The following is a 22,295-nucleotide window of genomic DNA, read 5'->3' on the forward strand; positions in this document are numbered from 1 at the left end:
ATTCAATGTAAATTCTTTCATACAATGGTGTTATTGTAAGTTTTGGGTCGTATTTTAGATTTTTAGGATAAATCTTTCAAATTATGAACAGAATTTGGTTTTTATTTATTGGCATAATAGTACTATTTACATCTTGTGAAACTAAAAAAAAAGAATTGGCCGAAGGGGATTGGTTGGCTAAACTGGATGTTTCTCCAAATGAGGTGTTACCTTTTAATTTTTCATTAGCGAAACATGAAGATGGATCTTACCGCATGGAAATGTACAATGCAGAAGAAGTGGTAACTGTTGATGATATTGAGATGTGGAATGATTCCATACGTATTAAAATGCCAATTTATGAAGGCTATATTGCTGGTACTTTTTCTGAAAATGAAATCAGCGGTAGTTTTATCAAAGAAAGCTTGAATAGGATTGTTCCTTTTGGTGCCAAGCATGGAAAACAAGATAGGTTTGATGTGAAAATGGAACCAAACATAAATCTTTCTGGAGTTTGGGAGGTCAATTTTGATGTTGGAACGGATAATGAGTACCCAGCTAAGGGAATTTTTATGCAAAATAACAATGTGTTAAAAGGTACTTTTAGAACAAAAACCGGGGATTATAGGTATTTAGATGGGATTGTATCTGGAGATACCCTTAAACTTTCCGCCTTTGATGGAGCCCATGCTTTCCTGTTTACGGCAAAAATATCGGATAGTACATTGAACGGTTATTTTTATTCCGGGAACCATTCCGTTGAAAAATTTGTTGGCAAACGTAATGAAGCCTTTGAGTTACCTGATGCGAACACTTTGACCTTTTTAAAAGAAGGTTATGGTGGGTTCGATTTTTCATTTCCAAATGAAACAGGCAACATGGTAAGCTTGTCAGATGTTCAATTCAAAGACAAGGTGGTTTTGGTACAAATTATGGGTACATGGTGCCCCAACTGCTTGGACGAGACCAAATTCTATGTTGATTATTTAAAAAGAAATCCAGATTTGGATGTTCAGTTTGCAGCATTGGCTTTTGAGTATGCTAAGACAGAAGAAAAGGCATGGGGTGGTATTGAAAGACTTAAAACTAGAGTAGGAGTGGAGTACCCCATTCTATTGGCACAATACGGAACCTCGGATAAGCATAAGGCAAATGAGAAATTACCAATGCTGAATCATGTATTGTCTTATCCTACCACTATTTACATTGATAAAATGGGAGAGGTGCATAAAATACATACGGGGTTTAACGGACCTGCAACGGGCGAAAAACATGAAGCGTTTAAAAAAGAATTTGACGAGACAATCAACTTGCTTACTTCGGCAAGTATGGAGGCTAAATAATTGTTGATTTCCCTAAATCAATATTCTCATCATTCATATTAATGTCATCTTCGCTATCCACAATATTGTTGGCAATAAAGTCACCAACTTGATTAGTGCCATACTGGCTCTTTTGATTTAGGTCTGGAGTAACAATACCTTTTTTTAGAGATTTGTCTACGGCCTCTCTAACCGCCATTGCCTCTTCAAAAAGACCAAAATGCTCTAATAACATGGCCGCGGAAAGGATAGAGGCAACAGGATTTGCAATGTCTTTTCCTTTTGCTTGTGGATATGAACCGTGAATAGGTTCGAACATGGCATTTTCATGACCAACAGATGCAGAAGCCAGCAGTCCAATAGAACCACCGATCACACTTCCTTCATCAGAAATAATGTCACCAAACATATTTTCGGTCAATATAACATCAAACTGACTTGGGTTTAGAATAATTTGCATTGCGGCATTGTCAACAAATAGAAAATCTAAAGCAACTTCAGGATAGCTTTGTCCAATTTTGGTTACAACCTTCCGCCATAATCTAGAAGATTCCAAGACATTTGCCTTATCTACAAGGGTGAGTTTATTTCTTCTGTTTTTTGCAGCTTTAAAAGCTAGGTGGGCAATTCTGCTTATTTCTTTTTCAGAATACTCGCAAAGGTCAGAAGCTACGGTACCTTCATCGTTTAATTTTTTCTCTCCAAAGTAAATCCCCCCGGTCAATTCCCGATAGATCGTAAAATCGGTACCAGAAATAATTTCCTTTTTCAAGGGTGAATTATCAATTAAGGTAGGGAAAACCTTGACAGGTCTAATGTTAGTGAACAAACCAAGTTCTTTCAGCAGTTTTAAAAGGCCTTGTTCCGGCCTAACCGTAGCATTTGGATTGTTGTCGTATTTAGGATCACCAATGGCTCCAAAAAGCACAGCATCTGCTTCCCTACAGAGTTTTAAAGTGTTGTCTGGAAGTGGATTTCCCTTTTTGTCAATAGCAATAGCACCTACTAAAGCTTCTTTATAAATAAAGTTATGATTAAAAGTTTCTTCAACGGCTTGAAGACATTTAACAGCTTGGTCCAATACTTCTGGTCCTATACCATCTCCAGGTAGCAAAGCTATATTCAGATTCATGTAATGGTAATTTGAAGTTTAAAAGAAGAGGGCAGTTAAGCCAAACTTTCAATGGTGATATCACTAGTTTCTATGATTTGATGAATATCGTCATCTAAAATTTCTTTCTTACGATCGGCAAATTTCAGGAAGTTGTCATACACTACATCTAACTGTAGTTTCGTTAGTTCATATCCCACATTTTTTGCTCTATAGGCTAAAGCGGCACGTCCGCTTCTTGCTGTCAACACAATAGAAGATTCGCTTACACCAACATCTTTTGGGTCCATGATCTCATATGTCTCACGCTGTTTAATGACACCATCTTGATGTATTCCCGAACTGTGGGCAAAAGCGTTGGAACCAACAATTGCCTTATTAGGTTGCACTGGCATCCCCATTTTATGCGAGACCATCTGGCTGGTATCTAAAAGTAGGGTGCTGTTGACATCAGTGTCCAAATCTAGATACGGATGTTGTCTTAATATCATAACCACTTCTTCCAATGAGGTATTTCCGGCACGTTCGCCAATACCATTAATGGTACATTCAATTTGTCTTGCACCATTGATTACACCGGCAATGGAGTTTGCCGTAGCCAAGCCTAGATCATTGTGGCAGTGACAGGAAAGAATGGCCTTGTCAATACCGGTAACGTTTTCTTTCAGGTATTTCATTTTTGCACCATACTCTTCAGGCAAGCAATATCCTGTTGTATCTGGAATATTTAGCACTGTAGCACCTGCTTTAATAACAGCTTCGCAAACTTGTGCTAGAAAATCATTGTCCGTACGCCCTGCATCTTCAGCATAAAACTCTACATCTTCTACAAAAGTCTTGGCATATGCAACGGCATCTACTGCACGTTCTATGATTTTTTCGCGAGTTGTATTGAACTTGTATTTAATATGGGAATCTGAAGTGCCGATTCCCGTATGGATTCTTGGTCTTTTGGCAATTTTAATAGCTTCAGCTGCAACTTCAATATCTTTTTTAACGGCTCTGGTCAATCCACATACAGTTGCGTTTTTTACTAATTTGGCAATTTCAAGTACCGAGTTAAAATCACCAGGGCTTGAAATAGGAAAACCGGCCTCAATGACATCAACGCCCAACTCATCTAGACGTTTGGCAATGACCAATTTTTGTTTTGTATCCAATTTACAACCGGGAACCTGTTCTCCGTCCCTGAGTGTAGTATCAAAAATTTGTACCTTATCTTTAGCCATTGTTTTAGTCAGTTTTATCTAAGCTATACGAAGATATGATAGGAGTTTGCAAGAACTAAAAAATGATAAAAATCATTACAACGTTAAATAGTATTTCATATTATTCAAATAGCTGAATTACAGTAATTTAAATTATATTTTTTACGATGACAAATGCCCATAAGGACACCTTATTTGTGTTGATTAAGTCGCTTTCTAAATCGGAAAAACGTCAGTTTAAGCTTTATGTGGGTAGACTAGGGGTAAATACTGATGCTAAATTCTTGGCGCTTTTTAACCTTATGGATAAAATGCGGATGTATGACGAACGGCAAATTTTGGATAGCGGAATTGTAAAAAAAGCGCAATTATCCAACTTAAAGGCGCATCTATACAAACAGATATTGGTAAGCCTGAGGTTGAATCCTGTAAACCAAAATATACGAGTTCAAATACGGGAACAATTGGATTTTGCAACCATTCTTTATCAAAAAGGGCTTTACAAACAAAGCTTAAAAATTTTGGATAAGGCCAAGAATTTGGCCATTGAGAATGAAGAAAAGAATGTAGCCTATGAAATTGTAGAGCTAGAGAAAATAATTGAAACCCAATACATTACTAGAAGTATTCCGGATAGGGCGGATGAACTTTCCGTGCAAGCAAAACAACTTTCTGCACATAATGTAATGACGAGTAAACTCTCTAATCTATCCCTGCAGCTATATGGAATGATGCTGAAAGTTGGTTATGTACGTAGTGATGAGGATTTACAGAGCGTACAAGATTATTTTGAGACGCATTTACCTGCGTACAACCTTGAGGATTTGGGTTTCCGTGAAAAGTTATGGCTTTATAAAGCCCATTTGTGGTATAGTTTTTTGATCCAAGATTTTTTGTCTTCCTATAAATATGCCAGTAAATGGGTAGATCTTTTCTATGATAATGAAGAGATGATCACCCTGAATCCCGTATTCTTTTTAAAAGGAAACCATTATCTGTTGGAATCTCAGTTTTTTGTAAAATACAGTTCACAGTTTAAGGAAACGTTGGAAAGAATGGAAGCGCAGGTGCACAGTCCTAAGTTTCCACAAAATGATAATATTACCTCACTTGCTTTTTTATATATCAATTCCAATAAATTAAACCTTCATTTTTTGGAAGGTACGTTTGATAAGGGCCTATACCTTGTCAACATTGTTGAGTATGGAATTAAAAAACATAGAGATAGAATCGATGAGCATCATATAATGCTCTTGTATTACAAGATAGCTTGTTTGTATTTTGGAAATGGAGACAACAAAAATTGTATTGTCTACTTAAAGAAAATTATCTCCAACAAAAACTTAAAAATGCGTGAAGATTTAATGTGCTTTGCTCGGGTATTGAGTTTGGTGGCACATTATGAAGCAGGAATGGATTATCATTTGGAAGTACAACTTAAAAGTACATACAAGTTCTTGTTGAAAATGAATGACTTACAAGCTGTTCAGAAGGAGATGATCAAATTTTTACGAAGCCTAGGAGATATCTATCCAAATGAGCTTAGAAACGAATTCCAAAAGCTGTACAATGAGCTTAAGAAATATGAAAACCATCCTTATGAAAAGAGAGCTTTTCTATATTTGGATATTCTTTCATGGTTGGAAAGTCACCTGCAAAACAAGCCTGTAGGACAAATTATTAGAGAGAAGGCAATGGCCATTACTCGTTAGAAGCAAGCATTCCAAATGGCGTCATCTGGTGGTTTAGCTATAATTTTTATTGGTTCTTTTTTTACAGGATGTTCAAATGCTAAACTTCTCGCATGTAAATGGATACCTCCATCTTTATTACTTCTGTTCGCGCCATACTTCAAGTCTCCTTTTATAAAACAGCCCATAGTTGCAAGTTGCGCTCTAATTTGATGATGTCTTCCTGTTTTTAGATCAATCTCCAAGAGAAAATAACTATTCAATTTTTTCAGGACCTTGTATTCCAGAATCGCCTTTTTACTATTGGCAATCTCTTTTTTATATGCATATGATTTGTTTTGCTTTGGATTGCGGACCAACCAATGAGTCAAGACACCGCTTTCATTTTCTGGAGCCTTTTTTACAACAGCCCAATAGGTTTTTTTAGTTTTTCCTTCAGCAAACAGTTTGTTTAAACGGGGTAACGCTTTAGACGTTTTGGCAAATAGCACGATACCAGAGGTAGGCCTATCCAATCTATGCACAACGCCCAGATAAACATTGCCAGGCTTATTATATTTCTCTTTAAGAGACTGTTTAACCACATCGCTTAACGGAACATCACCAGTTTTATCTCCTTGAACAATATCACCGGGTCTTTTATTGACCACAATAAGATGATTGTCTTCATGTAGAACATCTAGATTGGAAGGGCTTGAATGAGGGACTTTATCTGTCAAAGGAATATTAGTATTGCTCATCTTCATTAGGGAAATCCTTGCTCTTAACGTCGTCAACATATTGGGAGATGGCACCACTCATTTCCTCATATAAGTTCATATATCTACGAAGAAAACGAGGGTTGAATTCATGCGTCATCCCCAACAAATCATGCACTACCAAAACTTGTCCGTCAACACCATTCCCTGCACCGATTCCGATTATGGGAATAGAAACGCTTTCTGCTACTTCTTGAGCCAATTTTGCCGGAATTTTTTCAAGAACAATCCCAAAACAACCAAATTTCTCCAGCATCTTGGCATCTTCTTTTAGTTTTTGGGCTTCTTGTTCTTCCTTGGCCCTCACGGTGTAGGTGCCAAATTTATATATTGATTGTGGGGTAAGTCCCAAATGTCCCATCACGGGGATACCAGCTCCTATAATTCGTTTTACAGATTCCTTTATTTCACTGCCACCTTCTACTTTTACGGCATGTGCTCCACTTTCTTTCATGATTCTGATAGCGGAACGCAGTGCTTCTTTAGAATCACTCTGATAGCTTCCAAAAGGAATATCAACAACCACCAAAGCCCTTTTTGCGGCCCTAACTACAGAACTGGCATGATAAATCATCTGATCCAAAGTAATGGGCAGAGTGGTCTCATGACCAGCTATTACATTACTGGCCGAATCACCCACCAAAATAACATCTACGTTGGCAGCATCCACAATTTTTGCCATGGAATAATCATAGGAGGTGAGCATGGAAATTTTCTCACCATTTTGTTTCATTTCGATCAGGGATTTTACTGTGACCCTTTTATACTCTTTTTTGGCAACTGACATTTGGTTTGCTTTTGATGGCTAAATGTAAGCAGATTTGTTTAATTTGGGTTCTAATCAAAAAACTAGAAAAATGAAAAAATCAATCTTTTTGATCATACTTATCACTTTTTTAAAAGTGAATGCGCAAGGCCCAAATGCTTCAGAATATGACAAACAAGCAGTTAAGGATGTTGTGGAAACTTTTTTTGATGGTTTTCATAAGCAAGATTCCATAATTATGAAAAGCACGTTAGCAGAAGATGTTGTGCTGCAAACTACAGCTCGCAACAAACAAGGAAAGACATTATTTAAGACAGAAAAGATTGAAAAACTGATAACATCTATAACCAGTATCCCTGATAGTATAAGTTTTGAAGAAAAATTGACCTCATTTTCAATCCAAGTGGATAGAACAATGGCCAACGCTTGGGTAGGTTATGAATTTTGGTTGAACGATAAGTTTAGTCATTGTGGCATAAACTCTTTTCAACTTATCAATTTTGATGGGGAGTGGAAAATTATTTATTTAATCGATACAAGGGGTAAGGCAGGCTGTCTTGAAGATTAGCTCAAAAAAAATAGGATTCACCTCTTTTCTTTTAAACACAATATTAGTCGCTAAATTAAGTTTGAAAAAGATACTGATCAAGTGATGATTATGAATTATAGATTGCTCCTTTTGGTTTATCTTTTTATACTTAACCTTAGTTGTAAGAAAAATGATGAAAAACAGCTGGTTTTGCTAGCTGAAACCCAAAAAGAAAAGATTCAAGAAAAGCCAAGAACACTCTATTTACCTGATTTTGGCCTTTACTTAAATAATTGGCCCCAAAATTGGGTATTGGCCAACCATGGTAATGGATGTCAAACAGGTAGTAACAGTGTCAGTTTTGTTTTTGGTACTGCCTATGAAACAGAAGGTATTTTAGAAATAGAGACGGTTGGCGATTTAGGTGAAGATTATTTTTCAACTTTAGAGTTAAAGCAACGTAGTCTTTGGCGTGATAAAAAAAGAGTTGACCTCGATTTGGAAACTGTCGACGGTGGCAAGGTGAGGCTTAAATTTCTGAACCTTAACAAAAGGCATGAAAAATGGGTTGTTGAAAATGTGGCCTTTTTAGCTCCATTTGAAGATGTAATCATAGATGAGGTTACTTTTCCAAGCTTTCCAATATATGGGCCACAAAAAAAACAACGAATCAACATAATTTTTGATTTTAATATACTATCCTCTACCCGTGATTATCAAATGACCTTCCAAAATCAAACCTCTAGACTAGGTGTTAGTTGCTCCTTGCGAAATGAAATTAAAGGGAATGTGGAAACATCAATAGGGAAATCAAGTAAAGGGTTTGGTATTGGAGATATTGTTTACATTGATGCCAAAGAAGAAAATGTAAGTTGGAAAGTGGTACAAGAAAAAGGAAAATTGGTTGTTTTTGAAAAAGAGGATGGAAAGACAAAGACGCTTTATGAAATTCCAATTTCTGAAGACTATGATTTTACGTTTTATGCCAATGCAGAATAGTAATCAGTAAAACACCTCTATCCCTATCTATTAACCGTTTAAGCAATGCTTTAAGATTCGCTACCGGCTTAATCCTACAAATAAAAATCAAGGACGTTTTCAAAACATCTTTTCTATTACCTTTTAAATAACGGTTTAAACAGGTTAAATGATTAATTCGATAAAATATTAATATCATCAATTAATCGAAGGATTTCATCATTGTTGGTTCCATCATAAACTCCCCGTATTTGTTTGGCCTTGTCCACAAGTATAAAATTGGGAGTATGGATAAAATCCTGCAACCCACCATCACCCTGGTCTACAACGGCAAAATAGCTTTTACGGGCCAAATTGTATATGTGCTTTTTGTTGCCTGTAGTTATGTTCCATTTAGAATCGATGACACCTTTGTCAGTTGCATACTTTCTTAGAACAGGAACACTATCCATTTCTGGTGTTACAGACATTGATAAAAACATGACATCATCATTATTCAAGAAAGCCTGTTGCAATTTTTCCATATTGTTTGACATGATAGGGCAGATGCTGGGACAGCGGGTAAAAAAGAAATCAGTTACATAAATTTTATTGTCATAATCTGACTGTGTAATAACTTCTCCATTCTGATTTGTCAATTTAAAATCAGCTACCGTATGATGGTTTTCCACATTTTGTAGGCTTACATCCACTAATTCCGGATTAAAATCTTGAGGACTATAAACGGGTAATTCCGAACTTCTTCTTGAAAGGAAGAAAACAACAGCCAAAATACCAATTACAGCAAGCGCTATGGGTATTTTGGATGATTTCAACTTTTTAAAGGAGGTCATTTATTATAGGATTGACGTTTCAATTTCAATATCTGAATGCTCCCAAGCCTTTTCAAATTCTTGCTTTATTGCCTGAGCTTCTTCAAGCTTCCCCTGAGCTTTTAAACTGTTGTGCAAACCCATTAATGACCATCCGTTTTGTCTAAGCACATCTAAATCTTCTTTGTAGATTTTTTCAGCCTCTTCATATTTTTTGGCATTCATTAATATAGCTCCTAAGTTTTGTCGTGTTGGAATGTGCCATGCCGCTGGTTCTGTATAAGTAAGACCATCCTCAAATTCCACGGCTTTTTCAAGGTGCTTTATGGCTTTGGAAGTGTCACCGTTCAATGCAGCCAACTCCCCGGCAACAACTTCGTATGCTATGTTCGCCGAATGAACAGAGGCATTGTTCGCTGTTGCAACCAAGTTCTCTAATTCAGGGTCATTCTTTAGCATTGCAATGGCATCCAATTCTTCTTGAGCTTCTTTGCTGTTTCCTTTACGGATAAAGGCAATTCCTCTAGCATAATGCCTTATCAAATTCAAATGTTTAATTTCTGGGTTAGGTGCGGGTATGGTCAAAACTTCATTCCATTTACCAAATCTAGTATAAGCCAACATTGGGGTGGCTGCAAAGTCTTGTAAAAAAGGCATGGTGATAAACTCTCCAACAGGTACTTTTTCGGCAGTTTTTTTAGCGGCATCAATGGCAATATCGCTATCACCCAGTAAGCTGGCTGCTGACCATAGAAAATGAATGTTATGGGGATAATATCCTAAAGGATATAACCCTTGCGAATAACATTGAGAGATGTAGTCTTCATCTGCCAAAATTGCTTTTTGATTTGCCTTTACCGCATCTAGATAACGTCCAACTCGGATATATATGTGTGAAGGCATATGAACAATATGTCCAGCAGCGGGCATTAGCCCTCCTAATTTATCCGCACTTGCAACACCTAGATCTGGTTTAGGTAACTCTACCATATGTATATAATAATGGTGTGCTCCTGGATTGTTTGGGTTTATTTCCATGGCCTTTTCCAGGGCCGCCTTGGCCTCAGCAATATTAGGGGAAGGGTTTCCTTCTTCATCCCAGTAATTCCAAGGAACTGTATTCATGACTGATGCTGCATAAAGAATTTGGACTTCGGCATCTTCTGGAAATTCTTTTAGCACTTCGGCCATAGCATTCATATATGCTACATTTAGCTCCTCTATATCTTTGGTCAAATCTTCGCTATATCTTGTAGTTAAGGCGTTTATTAATGCTTGCTCTTTAGGAGTGGCATTCGCACTTAAATTTCTGGCTTTGGCCATAGCCTCATTGGTTTTTATTTTGCGATCATCCGGAGGCAGTGGGTCATTGATGTTAGGACCCAATGCATAAGCTTGACCCCAATAGGCCATGGGAGAGGTTGGGTCTAAGCGAGAAGCTTCCATAAAAGATCTATGCGCCTCAGCATGATTAAATGCGTAGGTGAGTTTTAATCCTTGGTTAAAGAAGGTTTGCGCACGCTCATTTTTAGTAGTGATTGTAAAACTTAAATCTCCCAAATTTTCAAAAAGAGGTGAAATTTGTTGCGTAGAGTCCACCACTTCCAGTAAATACTTGGTGGGCGTACATTTAATGAAACTAAAAGATGCTTTCTGATAGTTTTTAGGTGTTCCTGTAGAATTATTCTTGGTTAAAAAATGAATCGATACTAATACTCCTAACACTGTTATGGCCAGTCCTAATTTTGTTTTCATGATGTTCTTATTATAATGTGTTCTTAATACCTTGGATTAAAATCAGCTCGCATATTGTTGGACAAATGCTTTGGCCTCTTTTATTTCAGGTCGTTCACTATTAGAATTCTTGGTCAGTTCAATAAGTTGATTAAAGTAGTCTACAGCTATCTCATTTTTATCTGATTCTTTTGCTGCAATTGCAGCACCATAGACACCATTAAACCTATTAGGGTGCCCTTTTAAATTTACCTCATAAGCTTTTAGTGCCTCAACAGGTTTGTTTAGTGCCAAGAGCATATCACCTAAAAGTTCATCAGCAGGTAGCACCTCGCCTGGAGTTACAGGATGTTTTGAAGTTTCACTTTCTAGTTTAGCTGCTGTTTTCATCAAACTAAGCGCATCTTCTTTATTGCCTTTTGCCAATTCTATCCAAGCCTTGGCTGAATGTACTTGTACATTTACTTGGCCTGCCTTGTAGGCCTTTTTTGAATCCAGAAGGTTTTGGTGCAGATGCTTTAAGGACGCAAGTTCTCTCTCTGCGGATAATATATCTTTCGTATGCGAATAACCCAATGCCTTGCCAAAATGTAACATTGCCTTTTCCCAATGTAAATCCTCCCAAGGAAAATTAATCGTTGGTAATTCAAGTTTAGAGGCCTGATCCCAGTTTTTATTTTCTAAAGCCATTCTTACGGGCATGGCTGCCAAAGCATAAGTAGCTGCAAAATGATCTTTAGGGAAGACATCTTTAACAGCTTGCATTTCCTTTAATTGTTCGGCCGCTTTTTCATTGTCTCCCATCTGTAAATAGCCATATACCAAATAATCCACAGCATGAATTTCCTGTGCCCAATTAGCAGTTGGATTAACACTTTCTGCATAGCATGTTGCAGAGGATGCAGAATTTATGTTGGTATTGATAGATTCATCCCAAAGGCCTAAACGTGTGAATATGTGTGAAGGCATATGCTGCGCATGCGCAGAAGCAGGGGCAATTTCAGCATAACGCCTTGCCGTAACCAACGCCTTTGCTGCAAGTTCTGGATAATCGTAATTATGAATAATATAATGTGCAATACCGGGGTGGTTGGGTTGTTCAACAAAGAGGTCCTCTAGGATTTTTCCTGACTTTTTTTGTCTGGAATAACTTTTATCATTGGGGTCTGCGGCGGCACGGATGGCCAACGCATAGAAAACTGCAGCTTCAGTATCACCTTCATGTTTATTATATAGCTCCTCCATTTTTTTTTCATACATTCTTTGTCTGGTCAACTTGTCAATGCTATCCCAATCTTTATAGAAGACACTGATCGCATCCAAATAATCCTTTTCCAAATCGGATTTTGGTAATTTATTTGCCAGTTTTAATAGTTTCTCGCCCTTTTCTAAATAACTTAGGTCAGATTGCATCCAAAGCGATTGAAAAATACTCATTGAAACCCCCCAATATGCCATTGCGCAATTTGGATCCATATCAATTACTTTCACAAATGCTTTTTCAGCTTCGGCATATTCAAAAGAATGTAACAATGACAGCGCTAAATCAAAGGTAGCCCTAGTTTCATAACTACATGATAATGAAAAGTTTACTTCCCCAAAACTTTCTGTGCTGCATAATAGGAGTTCTCCTCTTTTAAGGTCGATGGAGGCTAATGCAGGGTTTGGTTTTTTGTTTTTACAGGCAAATAAACAGACTGTCAGAATTGTGCTTACTGCCAACCATACCTTTTTTGAATGTTTCATGAATTTAATAGATTAAATAAAATGTTCCTTTTTATGACGGGGAATCAAATAGTACTTAATGTGTCAATATTACGGTGCTGTCTCGGGAGATGGGAATCACGGCACCGTAGGCCTGAATGGATAATTGTAACCAATAGTTGGTTGCAAATCAGGGCGTAAGGTAACAAAAGTTATGGGATGTTAGCGATAAAGATGTTCTATATGCTTGTTCTTAATATATTTTGGTGCGTTTTGCTGTATTATTTACCAGTAATCAATTTAAGATAAAGACGTTCAACTTTATCTCTAGCCCATGGGGTTTTCCTTAAAAAGGTAAGACTGGATTTAATTGAAGGGTCTTTTTTGAAACAATTGATATTGATTCTGTTTGCCAACTCATCCCATCCGTAATGTTCTTCTAAAAGGGCCAATATATCTACCAATTTTACACCATGTAATGGGTTGTTGGGTTGTTCTCGATTGGATTTTTTTTGATTCTCCATATAGACTATTAAGGTGAGTGGATTAAGGTCAACAATCACTTAGAAATACTCCAACTGCCAACCCACCTTCTGAGGTTTCCTTGTATTTAGAGCTCATGTCCTTAGCAGTTTCCCACATGGTGTTTACTACCTTGTCTAGCGGTACTTTTGCTTCTTTAGGGTTGGTGTCCAACGCCAATTCCGCAGCATTTATGGCCTTAATTGCCCCCATGGAATTTCGTTCAATGCAGGGAACCTGAACTAATCCTCCTATGGGGTCACAGGTGAGACCTAGATGATGTTCCATAGCAATTTCTGAGGCGACCAACACTTGTTCTGGTGTACCACCAAGTAATTCTGTTAATGCGCCAGCGGCCATGGCAGACGAAACGCCTATTTCTGCTTGACAACCACCCATGGCGGCAGATATCGTGGCACCTTTTTTAAAGATACTTCCTATTTCACCAGCTACAAGCAAGAATTTTTTAACGTGTTCAAAATCTGCTTTGTGATTTTCAATGACCATATAATACATGAGAACAGCCGGAATTACACCAGCACTTCCGTTAGTTGGTGCGGTGACTACTCTTCCCAATGCAGCATTTACTTCATTTACACTTAAGGCAAAACAACTTACCCACTTGAGAATCTGCCTGAATTTGACTTCGGTCTTTCGGATTGTTTGTAACCATTCTGAAGGATTGGAATAGGGGAGTTCCCCTTTTAGTTTTTGATGCATTTCAAAGGCTCGGCGACGGACATTTAATCCACCCGGCAATGTACCTTCAGTATGGCAACCCAAATACATACATTCCAGCATGGTATTCCAAATCCGTTCCAATTCTGCATCAATTTCAGAACCTGTTCTTAGCGAAAGTTCATTCTCTAGAACAATGGCAGAAATAGATTGATTTTTTTCTTCGCAATAGCGAAGTAATTCAGCACCAGTTTTTATAGGGCAAGGAAAAGCTTTGAACACTGCCTTGTTTTCTTTGGAATGAACCAACTCCTCTTTTACAACAAAACCTCCGCCAATGGAATAATATGTTTCTAGAATGGTGCTACCTGATGACAAAACTGCCTCAAATTGAATACCGTTGGAATGAAAGGGAAGAAATTCTTTTTTAAAGATGATGTTTTTGGTGAAATCAAAAGGTATTTTGTGCCTTCCTCCAAAGTTTAATAGTTTTTCGGTCTTTAAATTTTCAATTGTTGGATCTATACTTTCAGTGGGGATGGTCTCAGGATCACGTCCTAACAACCCCATAACCACAGCAATATCGGTGGCGTGTCCTTTTCCGGTAAGTGACAGAGATCCGTACAAGTAAACTTTGACATTAATAACAGACTCAAAAACCTTTTGCTTTTTAAGTTCGTTGATCCAACGTTCTGCTGCTCTCCATGGCCCCAGGGTATGAGAACTTGAAGGCCCTACACCAATTTTGAGCATGTCAAAAACACTAATACATTCCATAGTTAGATTGTTATGCAAAGTCAAAGATAAACAGGCATTCTGTAATTAATACTATCCCTTTGTTTTTTAAAATATGACACCTTGTCATATTCTTTGACATGGCATAATCATTGACATTTTTAGAGCGAGACAAAAATGAATTTTCAATAGATATAACTTTAGATACAATGAGCAAAATTATAGGTATAGACTTGGGTACAACAAACTCCTGCGTCTCTGTGATGGAAGGAAACGAGCCCGTAGTAATCCCAAATGCCGAGGGTAAGCGTACAACTCCCTCTGTAATTGCATTTGTGGAAGGCGGAGAGATAAAAGTGGGTGATCCTGCAAAAAGACAAGCAGTTACAAATCCCCATAACACGATTTATTCCATCAAGAGATTTATGGGAAACAAATTCTCAGAATCTTCTAAAGAAGCAAAAAGAGTTCCTTACAAAGTTGTAAAAGGAGATAATGACACGCCAAGAGTGGATATAGATGGGCGCATGTACTCTCCTCAAGAATTGTCAGCTATGATTCTTCAGAAAATGAAGAAAACAGCTGAGGATTATTTGGGTCAAGATGTTACAAGAGCCGTTATTACAGTACCTGCTTACTTTAACGATTCGCAAAGACAAGCTACAAAGGAAGCTGGTGAAATAGCAGGTTTAACCGTAGAGCGAATTATAAACGAGCCTACCGCAGCCTCTTTGGCCTATGGTATGGACAAGAAAGATACAGATCAAAAAATAGTAGTATTTGATTTTGGTGGTGGTACACATGATGTTTCCATTCTTGAATTAGGGGATGGTGTTTTTGAAGTATTGGCAACAGATGGTGATACCCACTTAGGTGGTGATGATGTAGACCAAAAAATTATTGATTGGTTGGCCGAAGAATTCAAAAGTGATGAAGGGCTTGACCTAAGAGAAGATGCAATGGCGTTGCAACGTTTACGTGAAGCTGCTGAAAAGGCAAAAATTGAATTGTCTTCTTCTCCTCAAACAGAAATAAACTTACCTTATGTTACGGCTACTGCTTCTGGCCCTAAACACTTGGTAAGAACATTATCACGTGCAAAATTTGAGCAGCTGATAGATGATTTAGTAAAAAGAACCATTGAGCCTTGTGAAACTGCCTTGAAAAGTGCGGGACTTTCAAAAAGTGATATTGATGAGATTATCTTGGTAGGTGGTTCCACACGTATTCCTGCAGTACAAGAGGCTGTTGAGAAATTCTTTGGAAAGAAACCTTCAAAAGGAGTGAACCCAGATGAGGTAGTCGCAGTTGGTGCCGCAATACAAGGTGGTGTATTAACGGGTGATGTTAAAGACGTATTGTTGTTAGACGTTACGCCACTTTCTCTTGGTATTGAAACCATGGGAAGTGTTTTTACCAAATTGATTGAGGCGAATACAACAATCCCAACAAAGAAATCTCAAGTATTCTCTACTGCTGCTGATAATCAACCTTCGGTTGAAATACATGTGTTGCAAGGAGAACGTCCTATGGCTGCAGATAACAAAACTATCGGTAGATTCCATTTAGATGGTATTCCACCAGCGCCAAGAGGAACACCTCAAATTGAAGTAACCTTTGATATTGATGCGAATGGTATCATTAAAGTATCTGCAACCGACAAGGCTACGAACAAGACTCAGGATATTCGTATTGAGGCTTCTTCAGGTTTGACCGAGGAGGAAATCGAAAAAATGAAAGCTGAGGCTGAAGCAAACGCCGAATCAGATAAAAAGGCCAAAGAAACTGCTGATAAATTGAATGAGGCAGATGCGATGATCTTTCAAACAGAAAAACAATTGAAAGAGTTTGGCGATAAGTTATCTGATGATAAGAAAAAGCCCATCGAAGAAGCTTTGGAAGAACTTAAGAAAGCCTATGAAACCAAAGATTTGGTAATTATTGAACCAGCTTTGGAAAAAATCAATGAGGCATGGAAAGTTGCTTCGGAAGAAATGTACAAAGCACAGGCTGAGGCACAAGGTGCTGCTGGAGGAGAACCAACTGCTGATGCTGGTGGACAGGAAGCGGGTAGTGGAGCGGCAGAAGGTGACAACGTTGAAGACGTAGACTTTGAAGAAGTGAAGTAAGATATAATAGAATATGTATTTCATAAAAAGCCTGCAAATTGCAGGCTTTTTTTATTCAACAAATTAAAAACGTAGTAGACTCAACATCAGTTTTTTATAGAATTACTACAAAAACAATAAGACATCACAACAAAAAGTAGGTTAAAACCTACAAATTATAGTTTTTTGACACTCGGATAACCATTTACTAAATCCAAAGTCAAAAAGCTATGAAATCCAACCCAATAAAACTATATCAAAAGGGAATCGTATTGTTTTTGTTTGTACTGCCTGTGCTAACAACAGCGCAAACCAATGCATCAGAACCTTCTGGTGCAGGTACTTCAGGAGATCCGTATCAAATTTCTTCACTGGCCCATTTATCATGGCTTACACAAACAAGCGCTACCTGGAGCAGCTATTTTGAACAAACAGCCAATATAGATGCCTCTGAAACCCAATATTGGGATGATGCGGATGACAACAACGATGGTGATCTGTACAATGACCCCAATGACCTTACTAGTGACGGGAACAACGAAGGTTTTTCTCCAATAGGAATTAGCGGCGCACATTTTTTTGGCACATACAATGGCCACGGCCATAACATAGAGGGTCTGTTCATTGACCGCCCCACTACAGATTATGTGGGTTTTATAGGGTTTTCGAATGGCTCAAGTGGCACCATTTCAGAATTGAGTATATCCAATTGCATTATCACTGGAAAGGATTGGGTAGGCGCCTTTGCTGGACTAAGCGAACATTATATAGTCGGCTGCTATGCCACGGGAACGGTAGATGGAGAAAGGTATGTGGGCGGTTTAGTTGGTGCATCCTATCTTGATATTGAAAATTCTTTTTCAAGGGCTTTAGTTTCTGGTACAGAAGACGTTGGTGGTTTGGTGGGTTTTTCATTCGGCTCTACTGAAAATTCATATGCAACGGGAACGGTGACAGGTTCATCCGATGTGGGAGGTTTTGTTGGCTATTCATTTCCAATTGATGGTGATGAAACTGACTGTTTTTGGGATACCCAGACTTCAGGGCAAAGCAGCGATGGCGGTGGTGCCGTTGGTAAAACAACATCAGAAATGCAACAACAGACCACCTTTACCAATTGGGATTTTGGTACGGTCTGGAAAATAGACGGTACAAATAATGATGGATACCCGTACCTGCAATGGCAGCAGTTTGACCCTGTAGTAACCACTGTTGCGGTCTCGGACATCTCCCAGACCACCGTAACGGCAAATGGCAGTTTGGACAACCTTGGAAACCCAAGTGCAACCGATCATGGATTTGATATAGGCTTGGACGCCAATTTTGATTTTAAGGCAACATATTCATTGGGTGCCCCTTCCAGTACTGGTAATTTTTCCTCTGCAATAACCGATTTACCACCAAATACGGAACATTTTATACGCAGCTGGGTAAGCTCAGGTTCAGGAACTATTTATGGTGAAACCGTAAGTTTTACCACGCATATTGTGCCCACTAGTTATACGGCACCTTCCGGTATGGGAACGGAAGCGGACCCATATCTGATCTCCAATCTGCAGGAACTGTTATGGATAAGCCAGACCCCGGATTCTTGGGACATGTATTTTGAACAGACCGCGGATATAGATGCCACGGCTACCCAATTTTTAGATGATAGTGACGACAACAACGATGGTGACCCGTTCAATGACCCCAACGACCTCACCAGTAACGGGAACAACGAAGGTTTTTCTCCTATTGGAAATAGCAGCACCAATTTTGAGGGAAACTATAATGGCCAGGGGCATCGAATAGATGGTTTGTTCATTTACCGCCCCACTACAGATTATGTGGGTTTTGTTGGGTTTTCGAATGGCTTTAGTGACACCATTTCAGAATTGGGGATAACCAACTGTTATATCATAGGAAAGGATGAAGTTGGTAGTTTAGTTGGTTCAAGCCAGCATAACATAATCCGTTGTTACGCTACAGGAACGGTTGATGGAGTGAGTTACGTCGGTGGTTTAGTTGGTGAATCACTGGGTAATATTGAAAATTCATTTTCAAGGGCAACAGTTACCGGTTTAGCTTTAGTTGGCGGTTCGGTAGGTGAGTCTTTGGGAATAATTGAAAATTCGTATGCAACAGGCACCGTAACAGGCTTATCCAGTCTGCGTGGATTTGTTGGCTTTTCAGTGTCGGGTAGTGAATATTATGACTGTTTTTGGGATACACAGACTTCAGGGCAAAGTAGCGATGGCGGTGATGCCGTTGGAAAAACAACCACGGAAATGCAACAACAGACCACCTTTACCAATTGGGATTTTAGCACGGTCTGGAAAATAGACGGGATAAACAATGATGGATATCCATACCTACAATGGCAGCAGTTTGATCCTGAGGTAACCACACTTGCGGTTTCTGACCTAACAGCTACTTCCGTTACCGTAAATGGTACTATAGATAATTTAGGGAATCCGCAAGCTACTGAGTATGGGGTGCAGTTGGCAGAAAATGTCGATTTTACAGATCAAGTAACAATTGTATTGGGTGAACCTTTGACAACGGGTGATTTTATAGCGGGTTTTGACGAACTAGATCAAAATACAACCTATTATGTGAGGGCATTTGTAAAAGACGCTTTTGATGTAGTTCATTACGGCGAAACAGTTGAATTTACTACATTGATAGATATAACAGCCCCTACGCCAAGTCTCCAGAACGTACCCGCTGTTGTGGATGGGCCTTTTACATTGGAACTGGTATTTGATGAAGAGATCAAGGACTTGTCACCAAGCGCCATAACTGTTGCTCCAGATGAAAATGGTCTAAATATGGCTACTTTGGGAGCTTTGGTCACGGTCACCGAGGGCTTTTCCTATACCATAGAAGTGACCCCAACCATAGAGGGTGAACTTCGCTTTTTTAATGAAAATGTTGGTATGGCCAGAGATTTGGCGGGGAACAATAGTAATGTTTTAGAGGAGGTCACCGTCATATATGATATTTCTGCACCAGAGTTGCAGTCCATTACCTTAAGTTCCAATAATGCAGCCTCATCAAGTTTTGCTAAAGCAGGAGATGAGGTTTATCTGGATTTTGAATCCAATGAACCCATATTAGACGCCATAGGAAACATTCATAGTACGGTGGTTACATTTTTTAATGTTGAGGATAATTTATGGAGGGGCATGCTACCCATTACAGAAAACATGCATGAAGGAAACGTTAGTTTTGAATTGTTCGTGACCGATATCTATAATAATGGTGTGTTTGTAGAGAACACCTTGGATGGCAGCTCGGTTATCGTAGATATTACAGCACCAACAGCAGCTTGCCAACCCATGACCATTACTTTGGATGACTCGGGTAATGCCGTTATTTCGGCAGAAGACATTGATAACGGTTCGTTTGATGCCAATGCCATAGCAAATAGGTCCATTGATGTTGCGGCATTTACCTGCGAAGATTTAGGGGAAAACGAGGTGAACCTAACTGTGACCGATGTGGCCGGAAATTCCAGTAGTTGTTCCTCAACCGTTAATATACAAGCTGCAAATGGAATAGGCTGCGAAATTCCTGAATTGGACACCGACAATTTTTTAATCCAGATAGTACCTAATTCCTGTGAAGAAAATGCAGATGGCGCGTTGACCATTGCCACGATGAATATTGAACTGGAATATGTTGTGAATATTGAAGGCATAGAAACTTTGGAATTAAACACCACTCAAGGGTTTTCAAAAAGTATTGAGAATTTGTCCGCAGGTTCTTATAACATTTGTTTTACAATAGCAGGATTTCCACAGACGGAGGTGTGTACCACAGCTGTAATTACAGAACCTGAGCCTCTTTTGGTAACAAGTTCGTTCAATACTGAATCCGGAGCTTTGGAGCTTGGCTTATCAGGAAGTAATGCATACACGATAACCCTGAATGATAAAGATTTTGACGTTACGGGCGATAGTTTCTCCACAGTACTTTCAGATACATTGACGAACCTCAGAGTAAGCACAGGCTTTGACTGCCAGGGAGTTTATGAAGAAGAATTTATCGTATCAGAAGAAATATTATACGGACCAAACCCAACCGATGGTATTCTAAATATCTATGTTCCAGGAACGGATACGCAGGTGAAGATTGCAGTACATAATTTTTCTGGAAATATGGTTTTACTAACTGATTATGAAATCACTGCGACTAGAATGCTGGAATTGGATTTAAGGGTGATCAGTTCAGGAACCTATATGGTTACAATAAAAGGAGAAACAATGGAAGAAGCTATTAAGGTAATACGTTTATGATATTTTAATAAACATCAACCAATAATACGTCAAACAAGGGACAATCAGATGCTGAAACAATATTCGATGATGCCGCTCGAAATAACTAAAATGACAATTCTGCAGAAGGTGTTGATTTCAAGGAAGCAAAATAGAAAAACCCCGCCAATGGCGGGGTTTTTCTATTTAAAAAGAATTGGCTATGCTGCGTTCAATTGATGTGTTTCCATCTCTTGAAGTTTCTTCAAAGCCTCCGCTTTTGAGTTTACATTAAGTTTTACATAAATGTTCTGAATGTGGAAATTCACGGCGCTTGGTGTTACGCAGAGCCTGTCCGCAATCATCTTATAAGTATATCCTTGGGTGAGAAGCTCAACAATTTGATTTTCCTTTTTTGAAAACCGCTCAAAAGTTTTGATTTGAAAAGAGTGGATGATTTTTCTGGCAATATCATGTTCCAAGACTACTCCATGATGATGTAACTCCTCTAAAGCATTGAAGAATCGGTTTTTGGTCAAAGGTTTCGTTAAAAAGCCGTCTGCTCCCTTTTTAAAAGCTTCTTTAATAATCTTGAAATCACATTTCTGACTTGTCATCAAGACTTTAAGAGCTTCATTTTGCTTATTGAAATACGATATTCCATCAATTCCTGAGATTCCGGTCAGATTAACTTCAGAAACGACAATATCGGGGTCAGTTTTTGCTGAACGGCACATAAATTTATTTACTGAAGTATATATTTCTACTAATTGATAGCGCGACTCATCGCTAAAGTAAAATCTATAAAGGGGGTGCAATTTTTCATCACTATCAATGATTACGATTTTTAAAGGGTTAGTTTTCATGTTTACTAGATTTGGGTTATCTGATTTTGTCATTGTCTGTCTTCATTTTGCCTCAATTTAAGGCAAGATGTATCCTGTCTGTCATATCCAAGTAAGGGAATACAAAGGAAAAACTTTTGCGTTTTGGAATATTGATTTGGAACGCAATGATAAGCTTCACCGATGCCCTAGATGGACATACTGATAACAATCCTATAAAGGATTAAATCAAAGTGGTATAGAAAGAGTTTTTGGAGTGCTAAAAAAGAACCCTTATTTGGCCAGGGGGACTTAATGTAGCACTGAGAATTGTAGCTTTTTTCATAGGTATAAGATTTGGGATCTTGTATTATTTCAAAAATTAAATTAGGCTATTTTTTCTTTTGAAAGAACTTTTTGTGGCTTTTTTCGTTCAAATGCACTTTTCTATTTCTATCAAAATAGATGAAATATGCATAGAGGAAATCGATGTAAAGCTTTAAAAATCAAATGGTAAACTTATATATAGCAAAATAGGGTGCCCTATTGGAGCACCCTATTTTTAGTAAATCGGTCCGAATGAAATAATACAACC

16 protein-coding genes are annotated in these 22,295 nt (G+C 38.3%); 6 read left to right on the plus strand and 10 right to left on the minus strand.

Features of this window, described 5'->3' with window-relative positions; all coding sequences use genetic code 11:
• The first annotated feature begins 83 nt into the window (after positions 1 to 83).
• Positions 84 to 1,322, plus strand: coding sequence for a peroxiredoxin (locus tag LV704_RS16765; RefSeq protein WP_163422613.1), 1,239 nt, complete (start codon positions 84 to 86; stop codon positions 1,320 to 1,322).
• On the opposite strand, the gene leuB is transcribed toward LV704_RS16765, so the two are convergent.
• Together leuB and LV704_RS16775 are read right to left on the minus strand one after the other, a co-directional pair.
• The gene (leuB, locus tag LV704_RS16770) at positions 1,315 to 2,433 is read right to left on the minus strand and encodes a 3-isopropylmalate dehydrogenase (protein WP_163422612.1); all 1,119 of its coding nucleotides are present in this window, start codon (positions 2,431 to 2,433) and stop codon (positions 1,315 to 1,317) included. The two genes, LV704_RS16765 and leuB, sit on opposite strands and share 8 nt — an antisense overlap.
• Before the next feature lie 35 nt (positions 2,434 to 2,468).
• A complete protein-coding gene (locus tag LV704_RS16775) occupies positions 2,469 to 3,641 on the minus strand; it encodes a 2-isopropylmalate synthase (protein WP_163422611.1) in 1,173 nt (390 codons plus the stop codon).
• A gap of 146 nt (positions 3,642 to 3,787) precedes the next feature.
• Here LV704_RS16775 and LV704_RS16780 point away from each other — a divergent pair, with 146 nt between their 5' ends.
• Positions 3,788 to 5,332, plus strand: coding sequence for a hypothetical protein (locus LV704_RS16780; RefSeq protein ID WP_163422610.1), 1,545 nt, complete (start codon positions 3,788 to 3,790; stop codon positions 5,330 to 5,332).
• Here the strand turns inward: LV704_RS16780 and LV704_RS16785 are convergent.
• Both LV704_RS16785 and panB read right to left on the minus strand, forming a co-directional pair.
• Positions 5,329 to 6,051: an RluA family pseudouridine synthase gene (locus tag LV704_RS16785; RefSeq protein ID WP_163422609.1), complete on the minus strand. Its 723-nt coding sequence runs from the start codon at positions 6,049 to 6,051 to the stop codon at positions 5,329 to 5,331. The genes LV704_RS16780 and LV704_RS16785 overlap by 4 nt on opposite strands.
• A complete protein-coding gene (panB, locus tag LV704_RS16790) occupies positions 6,038 to 6,856 on the minus strand; it encodes a 3-methyl-2-oxobutanoate hydroxymethyltransferase (protein WP_163422608.1) in 819 nt (272 codons plus the stop codon). Before panB ends, LV704_RS16785 begins: the two co-directional genes overlap by 14 nt.
• A 70-nt stretch (positions 6,857 to 6,926) precedes the next feature.
• On the opposite strand from panB, the gene LV704_RS16795 reads away from it, so the two are divergent.
• Positions 6,927 to 7,403 carry a nuclear transport factor 2 family protein gene (locus tag LV704_RS16795; RefSeq protein ID WP_163422607.1) on the plus strand — a complete coding sequence of 159 codons (477 nt, stop codon included), beginning with the start codon at positions 6,927 to 6,929 and terminating at the stop codon, positions 7,401 to 7,403.
• Positions 7,404 to 7,493: 90 nt separating this feature from the next.
• Entirely contained in the window at positions 7,494 to 8,363 is an 870-nt protein-coding gene (locus LV704_RS16800; protein WP_163422606.1) for a hypothetical protein, read from the plus strand.
• Between the two features lie 152 nt (positions 8,364 to 8,515).
• On the opposite strand, the gene LV704_RS16805 is transcribed toward LV704_RS16800, so the two are convergent.
• The 5 genes from LV704_RS16805 to LV704_RS16825 all read right to left on the minus strand — a co-directional run bounded on the left by LV704_RS16805 (position 8,516) and on the right by LV704_RS16825 (position 14,569).
• Positions 8,516 to 9,175, minus strand: a complete 660-nt coding sequence (locus LV704_RS16805) for an SCO family protein (RefSeq protein WP_163422605.1) — start codon at positions 9,173 to 9,175, stop codon at positions 8,516 to 8,518.
• Positions 9,176 to 9,178: 3 nt separating this feature from the next.
• Entirely contained in the window at positions 9,179 to 10,909 is a 1,731-nt protein-coding gene (locus LV704_RS16810; RefSeq protein WP_163422604.1) for a M48 family metallopeptidase, read from the minus strand.
• Positions 10,910 to 10,951: 42 nt separating this feature from the next.
• The gene (locus LV704_RS16815) at positions 10,952 to 12,634 is read right to left on the minus strand and encodes a lipopolysaccharide assembly protein LapB (protein ID WP_163422603.1); all 1,683 of its coding nucleotides are present in this window, start codon (positions 12,632 to 12,634) and stop codon (positions 10,952 to 10,954) included.
• Between the two features lie 239 nt (positions 12,635 to 12,873).
• Entirely contained in the window at positions 12,874 to 13,116 is a 243-nt protein-coding gene (locus LV704_RS16820; RefSeq protein WP_163422602.1) for a VF530 family DNA-binding protein, read from the minus strand.
• A gap of 28 nt (positions 13,117 to 13,144) precedes the next feature.
• A complete protein-coding gene (locus tag LV704_RS16825; protein ID WP_163422601.1) occupies positions 13,145 to 14,569 on the minus strand; it encodes an L-serine ammonia-lyase in 1,425 nt (474 codons plus the stop codon).
• A gap of 167 nt (positions 14,570 to 14,736) precedes the next feature.
• Here LV704_RS16825 and dnaK point away from each other — a divergent pair, with 167 nt between their 5' ends.
• Both dnaK and LV704_RS16835 read left to right on the plus strand, forming a co-directional pair.
• Positions 14,737 to 16,656, plus strand: a complete 1,920-nt coding sequence (gene dnaK, locus LV704_RS16830; protein ID WP_163422600.1) for a molecular chaperone DnaK — start codon at positions 14,737 to 14,739, stop codon at positions 16,654 to 16,656.
• A gap of 209 nt (positions 16,657 to 16,865) precedes the next feature.
• Complete coding sequence (locus LV704_RS16835; protein WP_163422599.1) at positions 16,866 to 20,918, plus strand: T9SS type A sorting domain-containing protein; 4,053 nt, start codon at positions 16,866 to 16,868, stop codon at positions 20,916 to 20,918.
• Between the two features lie 179 nt (positions 20,919 to 21,097).
• Here the strand turns inward: LV704_RS16835 and LV704_RS16840 are convergent, their stop codons facing one another.
• Positions 21,098 to 21,742: a response regulator gene (locus LV704_RS16840; protein ID WP_163422598.1), complete on the minus strand. Its 645-nt coding sequence runs from the start codon at positions 21,740 to 21,742 to the stop codon at positions 21,098 to 21,100.
• Positions 21,743 to 22,295: the final 553 nt, after the last annotated feature.

Origin of the sequence: Flagellimonas sp. CMM7 (assembly GCF_021390195.1) — a bacterium.
In the GTDB taxonomy this organism is placed as follows: domain Bacteria; phylum Bacteroidota; class Bacteroidia; order Flavobacteriales; family Flavobacteriaceae; genus Flagellimonas.